Consider the following 15,019-nt stretch of genomic DNA (forward strand, 5'->3'; position numbering starts at 1 on the left):
GCGTCTACGGGTAGAGCCGCAGCGCGAACGCTCGCGGCTGCAGCTCCGCGAACTCGCTTCCCGCGATCGAAACATGACCCCACGGACCGATGGCCAGCCCCGGGGCGTCGTCAGGTCCGTGGCCCGGCCCATCGCGGACGACGTCCCAGACGTGCGCGCCGAGCGGGCCAGGGATGGCGAAGATCCACGCGTCCATGTCGGTGGCCGGCTGCTTGCGCGAGCCGGCGATGATGATCTTGCCCTCGCGATCCTCGCCGATCGCGTAACCAATCGCGTCGCTTCCTGGCGTGGGCTCGACTCGCACGGGTCCGGCCTCGCCCGCGGCCGAGAACCAGCGCGTGAGCACCTGACGGATCGTGCCCTTGTTGCGGCCCCAGCCAACGGTCACGAACCCGCCCCCCCGGAGCGGCGTGACCCCCATCGCGCCGTCCTCCGTCAGTAGCTCGCCGGGCGAGGTCCACTCGTCGAGGGGCTCTCCCGCGAGCGAGTACCGCAGCACGACCGCACGCCGATAGATCTTCGTGTCTCCGCCCTTGATCAGGCGCTCGCCAACGACGATGACTTCATCGTCGACGATGGCCACGCCGCGGCCGATCTCGTCCAGGTCGTTCGGAGGGTCATCGGCGAGAGATGCGGCGAAGGGCGCCTCGTGGAGCAGCGCTCCGTCCTCCGCGGCCAGCCACCAGACCCGGAGGTCATGCGTGCCCGGCGATATCTCGATCCCGCCGACGACGATCACGAAGGGACCCGCGACCGTGACCGCGAGCGCTTTAGTCTTGGGGTCGCCCGTCGCCTTCCACTCGAACGACAACGGATCGTCGAGCCACACCTTGGACACCGCCCACGTCGGCCCGAGTTGCGTGGACGCGACGAACACCGCGCCGTCGTCGCTGGCAGCGATCGCCGGTCCGCTCCCCGCGGACGCGAGCGCGACCTTACCGAGCGCGACCGGCCCCGCCTCGAGCTTGCCCGTGGCGCCGTCGATCTTGACCGCGATCGCCTCGAGCCCCTGTTGGGTCTCATAGAAGCCCGCGGCGGCGATCGCCGCGTCGTCGAGTAGCGTCGCGCTCGTGAAGCCGTTGATCGGCCCGGCCTGCACGTAGGGCGGCCAGACGTCGGTGCCGCCGGGCGCGACGTCGATCGTCAAGTCCTTCTCGGCTTGCCCGCTCACGCCGTCGGCGGCATGCGCGACAGCGCGGATCGTGTGCGTGCCGTCGCCGGGGACGTTGTCCGACGTCACCTCGAACACGCAGACCGGATCCCCCGGCGTCGCGCCGAGCGCGAGGGGCACGTCGCCGTCGAACACGTCGATCGCCGCCACCGGGCGCGACGTCCACACCGCGACCTGCACCTCGCCGACCTTGTCCACCGACGTCGGCGTCAGGAACACCTCCACGTTGACCGGCAGGGCCTTTCCGTCGTCGGTGGTGGTGCCGGTCGCGCCGTCGCTCTCTGTCCCGCCGTCGGTCGCCGACGCGCTCACCGACGTCGCCTCACCGATCGTCGCGCTCGCGTCTGCGGTGCTGGCCGTCGTGCTCGCCGGGCTCGGATCGTCGGCGGTCGATCCGCTGGTCCCGTCGCTGATCGGGTACGCCCCCCCTTGCTGCAGGAGCTGATCGAAGTCTCCCGCGCAGGCAGCGAGGATGACGGCGGACAGGAGGCTGCGGCGGACCATCGTTGCGAGGGTACCACGCGCGGGTCCGCGCGCGAAGTCGAGGCGCCACGTCAGGCGCGTTGACGACGTTTCATTTCTCCCAAGGGAGTAGACCCTAGAAGCGCCCGAAAATCGAAAGGCCGGCGCCCTGGGGCCCCCCGTAGGGCGCAACGCGGGCCCGGTCCGTCGTCGGGCGCAGCTTGCCGCGGGCGACCATGCCGACGCCCACAGCCCCGAGCACCGCCGCCGAGATTGCGAGGCCGATCTTGGCGCCCCGCGTCCACGTCCCCACGGATCCGAGGTCGCTCATGCGCTGCGCCTGCTCCGGGGTCCGATGGCCCGCCTGTTCAATCTCGGCGATCAACGTCTCGAGGTCATTGAACGCCCCGGCGCGGCGGACCTGCACGGGGATGATGGCGAGGGCGGCGAGGGCGGCCGTGCCAAGCAGGACCCCGCCGGCGATCGTCAGGCCGTTGGCGCGCGGAGGCGTGCGGCCCGTCGTCGGCGCTGTCATCGCGGGCGAAGGTTCGCGCGCCTGCTCGGGTTCCGCCACGGGGCCGGGCTTCGGCTCGGATGTCGGCTGCACGCAAGGGGGCGCGACGAAGCGCGCGTCACCGCGTGCGGCCGCTTCAGCGTGCGAGGCGAGGCCGGCGCGCGCTTCGTCGCGGAAGTCCGTCGCCTCGGGCGGCGGGGTGTCCGTGCGCGCGAGGACCCGCTCCGCGGTGGCGAGTAGTTGGCACAGGTGCGCAGCGTCGTTCGTGCGCTGGTACGCGACGCGGCGGGCGGTCACGGCGAGCGTGAGCAGATCGCCGAGGTCCTTGACGTCGGACGTGTCCGCGAGTCTCGACTCCACCAACTCGGCAGCGGTGATGAGCCGCTCGAGCGGCGCGAGGTTGTCGGTGGTGATCGTCGGGTCGGCCGCCGTGATCTCGTCGTTGATCTCGGCGTTGCTGGCCGTGGGCGACAGCGGCGGCGCCGCCAGGGTGGGCCCCGCAAGGACGAGGGAGAGCAAGGCGGCGCGCGCGGGCATGGGTTCGTTGTACCACCACGCCGGCCGAACGTGCTCCCGGCGTGGGTTGAAAGGGGGAGGATCGCGGCGGAACGAGGGGGTGAAGCGCGGTCGGGTGTGGGACGAAACGGGCCTGAAAATGGCAGGAAAGGCATTTAGGCGGTCTTTCTCGCCTGGGGCTGTGGCACTCTTGGCGACGATGGACAGCCCCCTCACCCCACGCTCCGGGCCCAGGCCGACGTGGCCCATCTACAAGGAAGTCGGCGCCGATTTCATCGGCGAGCTGCTCGACGGGCGCTACAAGATCGTCCGGCGGCTGGCGAAGGGCGGCATGGCCCACGTGTTCCTGGCCAAGGATCTCACGCGCAAGTGCTACGTAGCGATCAAGCTCCTGCGCGCGTGCAGCCCGGAGGCGCACCGCCGGTTTGCGGTCGAGGCGGAGATCCTGAGCAACATTCGGCACGAGAACATCGTGCGCGCGATCGCGTTCGGTCACACGGCCGACGAACAGCCCTACATCGCGCTCGAGCACCTCGACGGCGAGACCTCGTCACAGCGCCTCGCTCTCGGCCCGCTCCCGTGGCGTGAAGTGGCCGAGATCGGCATTCAGATCGCCGACGCGTTGCACGCCTTGCATCGCGTCGGCGTGATCCACCGCGACGTCAAGCCCGACAACATCATCCTGACGAGAGATGCCGATCGCAGCGCGGCGAAGCTGATCGACCTCGGCCTGGCGAGCGTCGGGGTTCCGTTCCACGAGGCCCAGGACGCGCGCTTTACCCCGCCCGTGATCCGCCACAAGACCCAGCTCGGTCGGGCGATCGGCACTCCCGACTACCTGCCGCCGGAGGCGGGGCTCTGCGACGCAAATCCGCTCCTGGACGTGTACCTGCTCGGCGCCACGCTCTACCAGCTCTGCACACAGCTCCTGCCGAAGCTGGCGGGGCTCCGGCCGATCCACGAGGTGAACCCCAGCGGCGAGGCGCCAGAAGACCTTTCGCGACTTCTCTGCTCGGCGCTCGAGCCCGAGGTGAGTCATCGGCTACCGTCCGCCGATCACCTCCGCCGCGGACTCGAGGCGATCCTCGCCGCGCACCCGAAGACGCCGCGCCGAGAACACCTGTTCGGCGGAAGCTTCGACCGATTGGAGGTCCTCGGCGTCGGCGCGAGCGCGGTGGCTTTCCGCGCCTCCGATCGTTGGCTGTCACGCGAGGTCGCGCTCAAGGTGCTGCGCGACGCGAAGCCGAGCGAGGACGACGCGATTCGCTTTCACCGCGCGGCGAAGATCCTGTCCGCGCTGCGGCACCCGAACATCCCGCAGATCCACCACTACGGGATCGAGGGCCGAGAGGCGTTCACGATCACGGAGCTGTGCCCCGGCTCGCCGGCGACGGACGTCGCGGGGCCCGACAAGCACCTGCGCCCCGACGAGGTAATCGCGGTCGGCCGCCAGCTAGCGAGCGCACTCATGGCCGTGCATGGGGTCGACGTCGTGTATCGCGACCTGCACCCGGGAAACGTCTTGATAGCACGCGGAGAAAAGCCGCAGGCGTGGATCTTCGACTTCGACCACGCGCAGGTGTCACCCGCGTTCTACGCCCACCTGACGGAGCGGTGGGCGACGCCGCCGGAGGCGCGCGTGGAGCCCAAGAGCGAAAAGCCGCTCCGAAACATGGACTACGCGGCGCCGGAGGTTCGCAGCGGTGGGGCGTTCACCGTGGCGAGCGACGTGTTCGCGCTGGGCCTGTTGCTGTATCGCCTGCTCACGGGCTTGCGCCCGTTCCCGCCCGGCGGCAGCGAGCCCGTACCGGCGCGCAAGGTGTGTCCCGAGTGCCCGCCCGGCCTCGAGTCTTTGCTCATCGCCATGGTGAACCCGAGCCCGAGCGGCCGGCCCGCGCTGCGCGCCGTGGAGGAAGCGCTCGCGGCGGAAGAGGAGGAGCTTGAAGCCGTCAAGCGCGAGGAAGCCGAGGCCGAGCAGGAAGCCGCAGCGGCCGCGCCGATCGTCCCGATCGGGCCGACCGTTTCGAGCGCGACGCCGGAGAGCACACCCGTTGTGAGCGCTGCCGCGGTCGAAGGGCCAACACCTTCGCAAGCGGCCACCGCCGCTGCAGAAGCGCCGCCCGTCGACCTACCGATCGGCACGTCGGGCGTGACTCGCATCGCCCAGCGCGGCGGCATGTGGGGGCTCCTCGCGCTGATGTTTGCGATCGCGGTTGGCGTCGTCGTGGGACGCGTGACCGCACCGGGCGATGTGGCAGAGGCGGGGCTGGCGACGCCGCTGGCGATGCTGCCGCCCAGCACGGAAGAGAAGCCGCGCACTTCGACCGGCGACGGGCCGGCCAAGCCAGCGACCGCCGAGGTCGCGCCGATGAAGTCGTCGCACGAGGGGACGTTGCCGAAACCAGCCCAGACGACCGACACGACCGGCAAGCGAACACCGCCGCAGCGCCGCACACAGCCGTCGCCGCGTGGCGCGGTGACGACGGCAGAAGCCACCACCGCAGCACAAGGCGCCCTGCAAGCGCTGCGCGTTTGCAAGGATGTTCCCGGCGCCATTACGGCCGACCTCGACGTCGTTCGGGGCAAGGGCGCCGTGGTCACGCTCAACGCCCGCGCGCCGGCTCCCGATGATCCGCGCTACCCCTGGCACGCCTGCGCCCGCGATGCACTCGAGCGTGTGCGCTTCCCGGTGAGCGAGATCGCCGGGCGCGTGCGTGTCCGCCTCCCGCTCGAGTGAGCGCCCAGGACGTTGTCTTGACGTAGCGGTCGCAGGCGCCGCAGAGGAAGAGGTCTTGGGGTAGAGCGCCGAGTGTTAGCCTACTTGAGCGTGCATTCCTTCAACATCACATTGCCGAACTTGCCGTCGCAGCGGCAGGCCACGGTAACGTCTTGTCCCTTCGAGAGATTGGCCAATTTGGGCAAGGACGCATCGTCGAAAAAGGCCTGAACACCCAAGATGTCAAACTTCCCGCCGGTCGACAGGGCCACGTACGGGGTGTCGAGAAGGTCCTTCCCGACGTTGTCGACCTTCCCGCTCACTTCCAGGAGCTTGTCCTTGAAACGGTTGTCGGCCGCGATTTCGTTCTTTTCGTACGCCTCGAACAGTTCGCGAGCTGTGACGCGCGCATCGATCTGCGGCGCTTTAGGAGGCTCAGGGGCTGAAGAAGGTCTTGCGGCGGACGCTGCGGACGTCGAAGTCGTCGGCGAGGTGTTCTTGTCCCTGCTGATGATCGAAATTACGAACAGCGCGCCGACGCCAACGAGAAGGTAGAAGCCGATGCCGCGCTTCTTTTCTTGATTTGCCATGTCACGCCACTAACACGGCTGCCAGTAATGCCGCCACCATCTCGTGCATTACGCCGTTCTCGGGCGCCGATGCTTCAATGAACGCCGTTGGCCGAAGGCGCACTGAGGCGGGGCCGACGTGGCCGGCGACGCTGGCGGTGTTGCTCGGCACGCAGATGTTGCTGGCGCGCAGGCTTTGCGTGCGTGGCTGTTTCTCAGCTCGGCCTCGCGGCTCGCCGTGTTCCGACGCCCACTTGCGGGCTCACGGATCCAGCCTTACGGTCGCGGCTCAACCCGGCGAAAGGACACAACATGAGCAAAGGCGGCGGCAGCAAGGGCGGTGGCGGTAGCGGGACCAAGGGCGGTGGCGGTAGCGGGACCAAGGGCGGTGGCGGTAGCGGGACCAAGGGCGGCGGCAATTGGCCGAGCACCACGGGGAACCCCTCGGGTGGGGGCAGAGGCAACAACCCTCCATCAAAGTAGCAGGCGCAGCCACCAGGAGAGCGAGGTCTTCCGCGGAAGGCCCCGCTCTTTTGTTTGGCGCCGAGTACTGCTCGCCGCGTCAGGTGTTGCTCGGCGCGAGCACGGGGTCGGCGGGGCGAGTTTGTCCTGGACGTTGGGGCGAAGCTGTTACTCGACGTGCAGCGACACGGAGCTGTTGCTCAGCGCGACGGGGCAGAGTTTTTTGGCGTGTCCGCCTCCCGCTCGAGTGAGTGCTCAAGAGCGCGTCTTGACTTGGCCCGCGGCGGCCGGTGACTCGGCTCGCGCCCTAGCTCGCCCGTCGAGAGCTCCAGGGCCGCCGCGATCTGCTGCCACGACGCGGTCCGCTGGGTCCTACACACCGGACGATCCGATCCGTGGCCGTAAGGCGAGGGTCGCGGTCAGGCTGGCGCGCGCGGTAGATCAACCGTGAACACGCACCCCGTGCCGGGCACGTCGCGCACATGGATTGCGCCGCCGCATGCCTGAACGCCCTTCAGACTGATAGCGAGTCCGAGCCCCAGCCCGGCCTTGTTGGCGGATCGCTTTTCGAACGGTCGGAACATGTCCTCGACGGCCCCCGGCGGCAGTCCGCCGCACTCGTCCTGGACGTCGATCAGCACCCGTTCGTCCGTCGCACGGGCGCAGACCGTGATGTGACCGTGGGGGCGGGTGAACTTGAACGCGTTCTGAACCAGGTTAGCGACGACAGAAGCGAGGATCTGGTGGTCGGCCTCGACCACGACGTCGCATGCGCCGGGATCGACCGAGAGCTTGATGTCGTGTTCCTTGGCCTCGATCGTGGCGACGACCTCGATCTCCTCGATCAATTCTGCGACGCGCACGCGCTCCGTCGTCCCGATTCCGGCACCAAGGCGAACCTCGGCGAGCGTGCGATCGATGAGATTTCGCATTCGTCGCAGGCTGCGTCCGAGCAAGGTGCCGGTGCTCCCCTGGATCCCGACGCGGCCGTGCATGAGAGCTTCGAACGTCAGCATCGCGGTGGTGAGCAGGTTGCGCATCTCGTGCGCCAGGAATCCAAGGTGCTCCACACTGGGACCGCTGGTCGAGTCGCGCTGGTGCTCGTACTCGGTCACGGCCTGCGCGATGGCGTCGTCGAGGCAGCGGTTGAACGTCTGGAACTCTTCGGCGGTGATGGCGACACCACGCTCATCCGCCAACTCCGTGACGCTCTGGCAGATGCTGCCATAGTCGTGGACGACTTGGCCGACGGTCAGTCCCATTTGTAGCAGTTCCCGCCCATGGACGGCCGCGCTGGCGATGACGTCGTGGTGACCCGCCGCGCGCTCGCCCTTCTCGGTGCGCAAGATCGTGACGAGTTGGTCCAGGAAAAAGGGCAGTCCGTTCCCCATCTCGGCCATCGTGGGAATCGGAACTGAGCGCGCGGCGATCTTCAAGCACGAGCGCTCGAGGATCTCCTCTCGGTGGGTGACGATGAACTCGTGCAGCATATTTTGGGAGTATTGCCCCAAGCATTCGGTGCCTGGGTGTTCCGAAGCTTTCTGTGGCCGCCGCGTGCGTTTGTTTTGCGCTTGTCCGGCGCGGCCCTATGCGGCTTTGCCGCGGCACCGAGCGGCCGCCCGCCCAGATTGCCTTCGTCCTGGACGCGCGACGGTGGCGTGCACGACGCTCGTGCACGGCCCTCCGGGGCCGCGCCCCCCCCCGACACGTAGTCACAGGAGCGCGGCGGATACACGAACGGCTAGACCGGGGCTGCCGCCTCGACCGCCGTGACGTCGATCGGCGTCGCGTTGCGGTGCGACTTGGCCCGCGGGGGCCGGTGGCCCGGCTCGCGCCCGATCTCGGCCGGCGGGAGATCCAGGGCCGCGGCGATCTGCTGCCACGTGCCATCGCTGCACCAGCGCTCATACCAGCGCCAGCACGTGGTCGAGGCGCCATACTCCGCGGGGATCTCGCTCCACTTCGCGCCGGTGTGCAGGACTCAGCGGACCGCGTCCACCGTGCGGCGGAGGTCGATCCGGGGGCCGCCGCAGCGGCCGCGCGTGCTCTCGACCATCGCCTCGATCGCCTTCCACTGCGCGTCGCGCATCGGCTCGAACGGCGCCGGCGGGAGCGCGACGATCGGCTGCACCGCCTCCACGATCCGGTCCGTGGCCGTCTCGAGCGCCTGACGGAGGTAGTCATCCGCGAGGTGCGTGTAGCGCTTCGTGGTTCGCTCCTGCTTGTGGCCCAGCAACTTGCCGACCGTGCTGAGCGATGCGCCGCTCATGATCGCGTCGCTGGCGAAGGAGTGCCGGAGGTCGTGCAGCCGGACATCGGGGATCCCGGCGGCGGCGCGGATGTTCTCCCACGTGCGATTGATGCCCCGGAGGCGCTTGCCGTTCGGGGTACGCAGCACGTACCCCGTGCTCGGGTTGCCCGCCTGGTCGTGAATGTGCTTCAGGAGCGCGAGCACGCGGGCAGACACGGGCACCTTGAGCTGTCCCGTCTTGGTGTCGGGGATGTTCAGGAGCGAGTGTTGGAAGTCGACCATGGCCCACGTGAGCGTCAGGATCTCGTCGCGACGTCGGCCAGTGAGCGCGAGCAGGTCGATCGCCCAGACGCTCACGAGCTTGACGTGCCCCTTGCGTCCGGCGGGGATCTTGAGCCCGACGAGGATCACCGCGTGCACGCGCTGGCGCTCCTCGGGGGTCAGGAAGCGCTCGCGCTCCGGAATGGCGAAGCGCTTGACCTTGTGCGCCGGGTTCCGCAGCTCGGCGAGCTCCCAGTCTTCGATGATGCGCGTGTAGAGACTACCGATCACGCACAGGACGTAGTTCGCGACGGAAGGGCCCCGCACTTTCTTGAGCTTGGCGTGCAGCGCCGCGATCTCGGCCTTCTTCACGGTGCGGAAGTCGCGATCTCCGATCGTCGGCAGGATCACCGTCTCGAGGTGTTCCTTGTAGTTCACCGCTGAACCAGGCTTAAGGTGCACGTCGACGTAGTCACGGATGAAGCGCTCCACCAGCTCGCGGACCGTCGTGATCTGGGATGGCCGCGATTCCGGCTGTTCCAGTCGAGCGGCCTTGTCCGCGGCTTGCTGGCCGGATTGTTCATCGGCGCTCGCGCTGACGGCCGCGTTAGTGAGCAGGACAGCGGCACGCCGCCGCGCCTCGTCAATGGACAGTGCGGACCCGAGCAGTCCGATCTTTCTCCCGGTGGTCCTTGCCGTCCAAGCGGTATCGAACCAGCGCGACTTTCTTCCCCGTAGGCAGAACCCGCAAGATGAAGCCCGGGAGCGCTTCGCAGGTGACTTCGTACATCGTCGCGCGAGGCTTGCACTCGCGCACGAACGCAGCAGTGATCATGAACCCCTACCTTCCTACCCCTAGTTTTCGAGACAAATTCGAGCCAAGCTAGAGCGACTTAAGACCTGTCCGAAAGTGCACAATGTCCTGTGCACGGCCGCGAAGGGCGGTTTCAGGACAAGCGTATCACATTGGTGATGTGATAGGTGCGATGATTCCACCGCGGGCGTGACGAGGCCCAGCGGGAGAGCCTGTCCCGAAGGACACGTATTCCGATGAGACCCGCGGCACACCGTGCCGGCACTATCCATCGATCTGTCCCGAAGGACAGCCTACGTCTCACGCCAGCAGCTCGGGGATCGTCTGGCTGACGAGGCCTTCGTCGGCGCCGAACGAGGGGTCGGGGCTGCCGAACAGCTTGAGCAGGGTGAACGGGACCTTGCTGGCGTTGTCGCCGGCGGCGCGGTGGTGGATGTCGCCGCGCAGCAGGCCGCCGGCCTTGCCGACGACCAGCAGCGGGAAGTCGTCCATGCGGTGGTCCCACGGCTGGCCGACGCACGAGGTGGTGTAGACGGCGGTGTTGTCGAGCAGGTTGCCGGTGGCGTCGGGGGTGTCGCGGAGGCGCTTCAGCAGCTCGGCGAGGCCGGACATGGCGTAGGCGACGCCGGTGTGGAAGCCGCCGGTGGCGTAGTCGATGCCCATGGGGCTGAGGCGGTGGCCGAAGTCCTCGTGGAAGGTGACGCTGCCGAGGCCGGCCTCGGTGTAGGGGGCGTGGCAGGCGGCGCACGAGAACACGAAGGAGGCCACGCGGGTCAGCTCGCACGAGAAGGCGAAGGCGAGCAGGTCGGCGAAGGCGCGGCAGCGGTCGAGGGAGATCGAGCCGTCCTCGCCGCGATCGGGGTAGGCGACGTCGGGGTCGATCGGGGTGCCGCAGTCGGCGGAGGTGATGGTGGCGTCGATCTGGGTCTGCAGCTCGGCGATGCCGTCGAGGTGGCGGTCGAGGCGGAGCCGGTCCTCGGCGCCGAGTTGGTGCTGCAGCGCCCGGGTCTCCTCGGCGACGGCGTCGAGCAGGCTCTTGCGGCGGAACAGCGAAGGGTCGGGCTCCTGGGCGCCGGAGAGCGAGAGCAGGGTGGCGAACAGGTGGGCGGGGCTGTAGTTGGGCGGGTTGGGGGCGTTGGGGCCGTTGAAGGAGATGTTGAAGTCGAGCGCGCCGGCGCCGGTGACGTTGCTGATGCCGACGTGGAGGCCGCTGGGGAAGGCGGTGTCCTTGTTGATCAGGGCGGCGATCCGCTGGTCGATCGAGGGCGCGGTGACGTCGCCGTTCATGGCCGCCTGGGCGCCGGTGAGCACGGCGGCAGGGGCGGACTTGTGGGCGTAGAGCGCGGGGATCTTGACGTCGTAGCCGGACAGCACCGACAGCCACGGCTTGAACTCGGCGAGCGGCATGAGCGAGGGGCTGAGGCTCCACGCGGCGCCCTGGCCGACAGCGGCCGGGACCCATTGGGTCGGGTCGGCGCCGTTGCCGAAGAACCAGGTCAGGTAGCGCGGCAGCAGCGGGGTGGCGTCGGCGTAAGCGGTGCCGTTGCCGTCGAGCATGGCGGCGAGGCGGGGCAGCGGCACGGCCACGGCGACGCCGGCGAGCATGCCCCGGAGGACGGTGCGGCGCGGGATGGGGCGGCTCATGGCTTGTCTCCTTCGCTGTCGTCGCCGGCGACGACGGTGCCCGCAGGGTGGGCGAAGCGGAAATCATCGTGGGTGACGAGGGCGACGAGCAAGCGGTCGAAGCGGTTGCCGGACAGGGCCAGCTCGTCCTCGATCTCGGCGACGGTGTCGGTCTCGCGCGGCAGCGGCAGGCGGCCGCCGGCGTAGGTGTAGAGCTTGCGCACGAGGCAGTTGGCGACGACCGGGTGCTCGCGCAGGAGCAGCGCGAGCTCGCTGCCGTCGGCGAAGTACTGGCCGTCGAGCTCGCCGCTGGCGTCGATGGTGAGGCCCTGATCGGTGGGGCGCCAGCGGCCGACGGTGTCGAAGTGCTCGAGCGCGAGGCCGAGCGGGTCGGTGATGTTGTGACAGCCGGAGCAGGCCGGGTCGGCGCGGTGGGGCTCGAGCTTCTCGCGCAAGGTCTTGGGGCCGGGGTCCTGCATCTCGCCGTCGTCGAGGTTGGTGTCGACGGTGGGGGGCGGCGGCGGGACGGTGCGGCACAGCAGCGACTCGGCGATGAACTGGCCGCGCTCGGTGGCGGAGGTGCGGGCCGGCAGCGAGTTCATGGCGAGCACGAGGGCGCTGCCGATGAGGCCGCGGCGCGGGCTATCGGGCGGGAGCATGGCGGCGCGGAAGCCGTCGGGCTGGACCTCGTCGAGGCCGTAGATCTTGGCCAGCTCGTTGTTGACGAACACTTTTTGCCCGTCGTAGAGGCTGAAGAAATCGGCCGGTTGATCGAACACGACGTCCTCGACGCGGGCGAGCAGCTCGTCGCGCATGACGGCCTTGAGGGTCGGGGTCCACTCGGGGAAGAGGGTGTCGTCTTTGACCTTCTCGCCGAGGGCCCAGAGGCCGTAGAGCTCGGTGATGAAGTTGTGCACGCCCTGTCGCGCGCGCGGGTCGGCGAGCATGCGCACGGCCTGGGCGTGGACGCCGGCGCTGTCGGCGAGCAGGTCGGCCTCGGCGGCGTCGAGCAGGGCCTCGTCGGGCACGGTGTTCCACAGGGTGAAGGCCAGGCGCGAGGCCATCTCCCAGGCGGTGAACTTGAGCCGGCCGCCGTCGTCGGGCGAGGGCAGGCCGAGCTCGACGCGGTAGAGGAAATGCGGGGCCTGCAGCAGGGCCCACACGGCGTGGCGCAGGCCGACGACGACGTCGCCGGTCTCGCCGCCGATCGCGGCGGCGATGCCGAGGTAGCGATCGAGCTCGACGCTGGTGAGCGGGCGTCGCCAGGCGCGGCGGCCGAAGGTGGCGAGGGCGTCGCGCATGCACGGCACGTCGTCGAGCTGGGTCGGGACGCAGCGCAAGATCTGGGCGACGCGCGCGGGGTCGCTGAAGGCCTGGGCGGTGGCGTCGCCGATCGCCTGCTCGTACTTGGCGACGCCGGCCGGCGAGAGGGCGACGCGCGCGGCCCCGACGGCGAAGAAGCCGTCCTGCGACGAGTCGGCCTCGACGGCGCCGATGCTGACGGGGCCGAGCAGATCCTGCACGGCGTGGGTGAACTCGGCGGCGGTGAGGCGCCGCAGGGTCGGGCCGGGGACGGCCTGCGGGGCGTCGGGCGCGTCGCCGTCGCTGTCGCTGTCGCTGGTGGTCGGGGCGGGGTCGCCGGTGAGGTCGCCGGTGGTGGCGAGCGTGGTGGTGCCGGCGCTGCCGTCGGCGTTGGCGCTGACGCCCTGATAACAGGCCGAGGCGCCGAGCAGCGCCGCGAGCAGAGCGCCGAATACGTAGGAGTCGCCGCGTCTCATGGACCTCCGGGCGCGCGCGATCGCGGAGCGAGGGCGGACGCTCCGGCAACGTAGCGCCGAGCGCACGCGGCCGTCAACGCGGGCAGAAATCACGAGCGTCGCAAGCCCGCGCGCACGGAGGCGCTGGAGCGCGCGAGGCAGGGGTCTGCGGTCCGCACACGCGGTGGAGCGACCTGCGGGCGCGAGGCCGCGAGGGGGATGTCCCTTGGGACAGGTTGATGGCGAAGTCGATGCGCCGGCTGAAAGAACATGTCCGAAGAGACATGGCATGGGATGTCGGGCGCGATTGCGATCGTCGCCTGCCGCGGAGACTTTGTTACCCTCGCGCCATTCTCATGACTTCCACGCTTCGCGCGCCCCTGGTCCTCTTCACGTCGCTGCTGGCCGCCTGCGGGCCCGGCGAACCGTCCGACAGCGAGAGCGGCAGCGAGGGGGAGCCGACCTCGACGTCGACCACATCGACGACGGGCGAGCCGAGCACGGAGGCGCCGACGACCACGACGCCGGGCACGACCACGGTCGACGAGACGACCACCGAGGCGGGCACGACGGGTGAGCCGGGCGAGCCGGTCGGCTGTGAGCGGCTGGCGGGACCGGCCGACGGGCCTGTGGACTGGTACCTGCGCTGCGGCGGTCTACAGGACGAGCGCATCACGGGGATCGCCACCGACGCCGCCGGGGCGATCTACGTCGGGATCGAGCTGCGCGTGCTCGAGGGGTCGTCGCCGCTGCTGATCGGCGAGGTCACGGTGACGCCCGGCGAGCTGTCCGACATCCTGCTGATCAAGCTGTCGAGCGCGGGCGAGCCGCAGTGGGTGCGTCACTTCACCGGACCCGGGGACCAGAGCGTGTACGGCCTGGTCGCGTGCGGCGGCGGCGTAGCGATCCACGGCTGGGCCGAGGGGGAGTCGCTCGATCTCGGCGGCGGGCCGATCGGCGGGGCGTTCCTCGCGTCGTTCGACGCCGAGGGCCAGCACCGCTGGAGCCGCGCGGTGCCGGCGGTGAATGACGACGGGCACGTGACGTTCTCCGCGATGGCGTGCGACGGGGCGGGCACGCTCGCGGTCACCGGCGATCTCCGCCACGGCGCCGATTTCGGCGGCGGGCCGGTCATGGCGCCCGAGCTGTACGACGGCTTCGTCGTCACGTACGACGCCGCGGGCGAGCTGCAGTGGGCGCGGCAATTCGGCAGCACGGGCGACGCCACGGCGCGCGGGCGGGCGCTGGCGTTCGCGCCGGCGGGCGAGGTCGTGGTGGTGGGCGCGTTCCAGGGCAAGGTCGACCTCGGCGGCGGCACGCTGTCGACGGACTTCCAGGACGACATGCTGGTCGCCAAGTACAGCGCGGCCGGCGAGCACGTGTGGAGCCAGCAGGTCGGCGACTGGGGCCTGCAGTACGGGACCGCGATCGCGGCCGACTCGGCCGGCGGGATCACGCTCGGGGGCATCTTCCTCGAGGAGATCGAGATCGGCGCGGACAAGTACACCAACGTGTTCCCGGAGCAGATCCCCGACGCCCACGGGACCCTCTACGACGCCGTGCTGGCGCAGCTCGATCCGGCCGGGGCGGTGCAGGCGTCGCAGCACGTCGGCACCATGGGCGACGACGACATCATCGACCTCACGTTCGACGCGGCCGATGCGCTGCTGATGACCGCCTTCACCGAAGAGGCGTTCACGATGCGCGCGCGGGTCGGCCAGGAGACGACCTGGGAGTGGACGACCGATCAGTTCGCGCGCGCCTACTCGACGCCGTCGGGCGATGCGGCGGTGCTGCTCGGCGTGTCGGCGGGGGTCGACATCGACCTCGGCGCGGGGCCGCTGGTCGGCCGGGGCGAGACGGACTTCCTGGTCGTGCGGCTGCGCCGCTGATCAGACCGGAC

Annotated in this window: 11 protein-coding genes; 3 read left to right on the forward strand and 8 right to left on the reverse strand. The window is 69.7% G+C overall.

The window, feature by feature from the left end:
* Window positions 1-4: 4 nt before the first annotated feature.
* Window positions 5-1,396: a hypothetical protein gene (locus tag POL25_RS19530; protein WP_272087616.1), complete on the reverse strand. Its 1,392-nt coding sequence runs from the start codon at window positions 1,394-1,396 to the stop codon at window positions 5-7.
* Here POL25_RS19530 and POL25_RS19535 point away from each other — a divergent pair.
* Window positions 1,362-1,616, forward strand: coding sequence for a hypothetical protein (locus tag POL25_RS19535; RefSeq protein ID WP_272087617.1), 255 nt, complete (start codon window positions 1,362-1,364; stop codon window positions 1,614-1,616). The two genes, POL25_RS19530 and POL25_RS19535, sit on opposite strands and share 35 nt — an antisense overlap.
* 153 nt (window positions 1,617-1,769) lie before the next feature.
* Here the strand turns inward: POL25_RS19535 and POL25_RS19540 are convergent, their stop codons facing one another.
* Entirely contained in the window at window positions 1,770-2,912 is a 1,143-nt protein-coding gene (locus tag POL25_RS19540) for a hypothetical protein (protein WP_272087618.1), read from the reverse strand.
* On the opposite strand from POL25_RS19540, the gene POL25_RS19545 reads away from it, so the two are divergent.
* Window positions 2,863-5,400, forward strand: coding sequence for a protein kinase domain-containing protein (locus POL25_RS19545; protein WP_272087619.1), 2,538 nt, complete (start codon window positions 2,863-2,865; stop codon window positions 5,398-5,400). The two genes, POL25_RS19540 and POL25_RS19545, sit on opposite strands and share 50 nt — an antisense overlap.
* 80 nt (window positions 5,401-5,480) lie before the next feature.
* On the opposite strand, the gene POL25_RS19550 is transcribed toward POL25_RS19545, so the two are convergent.
* From POL25_RS19550 to POL25_RS19570, 6 genes are all read right to left on the reverse strand, one after another.
* The gene (locus tag POL25_RS19550; RefSeq protein ID WP_272087620.1) at window positions 5,481-5,969 is read right to left on the reverse strand and encodes an OB-fold protein; all 489 of its coding nucleotides are present in this window, start codon (window positions 5,967-5,969) and stop codon (window positions 5,481-5,483) included.
* Window positions 5,970-6,829: 860 nt separating this feature from the next.
* Window positions 6,830-7,900: a sensor histidine kinase gene (locus POL25_RS19555; protein WP_272087621.1), complete on the reverse strand. Its 1,071-nt coding sequence runs from the start codon at window positions 7,898-7,900 to the stop codon at window positions 6,830-6,832.
* 251 nt (window positions 7,901-8,151) lie between these two features.
* Complete coding sequence (locus POL25_RS44935; RefSeq protein ID WP_373372108.1) at window positions 8,152-8,388, reverse strand: transposase; 237 nt, start codon at window positions 8,386-8,388, stop codon at window positions 8,152-8,154.
* Between the two features lie 3 nt (window positions 8,389-8,391).
* A complete protein-coding gene (locus POL25_RS44420; RefSeq protein ID WP_272087622.1) occupies window positions 8,392-9,360 on the reverse strand; it encodes a tyrosine-type recombinase/integrase in 969 nt (322 codons plus the stop codon).
* 676 nt (window positions 9,361-10,036) lie between these two features.
* On the reverse strand, window positions 10,037-11,380 hold the full coding sequence (locus POL25_RS19565) for a DUF1552 domain-containing protein (protein WP_272087623.1): 1,344 nt from the start codon (window positions 11,378-11,380) through the stop codon (window positions 10,037-10,039).
* Window positions 11,377-13,137: a DUF1592 domain-containing protein gene (locus POL25_RS19570; protein ID WP_272087624.1), complete on the reverse strand. Its 1,761-nt coding sequence runs from the start codon at window positions 13,135-13,137 to the stop codon at window positions 11,377-11,379. The genes POL25_RS19565 and POL25_RS19570 overlap by 4 nt, the downstream gene beginning before the upstream one ends.
* A gap of 335 nt (window positions 13,138-13,472) precedes the next feature.
* On the opposite strand from POL25_RS19570, the gene POL25_RS19575 reads away from it, so the two are divergent.
* Window positions 13,473-15,008 carry a hypothetical protein gene (locus tag POL25_RS19575; RefSeq protein ID WP_272087625.1) on the forward strand — a complete coding sequence of 512 codons (1,536 nt, stop codon included), beginning with the start codon at window positions 13,473-13,475 and terminating at the stop codon, window positions 15,006-15,008.
* The last annotated feature ends 11 nt before the right edge of the window (window positions 15,009-15,019 follow it).

The sequence above is a fragment of the Nannocystis bainbridge genome (genome assembly GCF_028368995.1).
Lineage (GTDB): Bacteria > Myxococcota_A > Polyangia > Nannocystales > Nannocystaceae > Nannocystis > Nannocystis bainbridge.

Excerpts from the sequence above, each read along its gene's own strand:
- POL25_RS19540 (WP_272087618.1), bottom strand. The coding sequence starts at position 2,912 with ATGGGCCACGTCGGCCTGGGCCCGGAGCGTGGGGTGAGGGGGCTGTCC.
- POL25_RS19550 (WP_272087620.1), bottom strand. The coding sequence starts at position 5,969 with ATGGCAAATCAAGAAAAGAAGCGCGGCATCGGCTTCTACCTTCTCGTT.
- POL25_RS19575 (WP_272087625.1), top strand. The coding sequence starts at position 13,473 with ATGACTTCCACGCTTCGCGCGCCCCTGGTCCTCTTCACGTCGCTGCTG.
- POL25_RS19545 (WP_272087619.1), top strand. The coding sequence starts at position 2,863 with ATGGACAGCCCCCTCACCCCACGCTCCGGGCCCAGGCCGACGTGGCCC.
- POL25_RS19565 (WP_272087623.1), bottom strand. The coding sequence starts at position 11,380 with ATGAGCCGCCCCATCCCGCGCCGCACCGTCCTCCGGGGCATGCTCGCC.
- POL25_RS19555 (WP_272087621.1), bottom strand. The coding sequence starts at position 7,900 with ATGCTGCACGAGTTCATCGTCACCCACCGAGAGGAGATCCTCGAGCGC.
- POL25_RS19570 (WP_272087624.1), bottom strand. The coding sequence starts at position 13,137 with ATGAGACGCGGCGACTCCTACGTATTCGGCGCTCTGCTCGCGGCGCTG.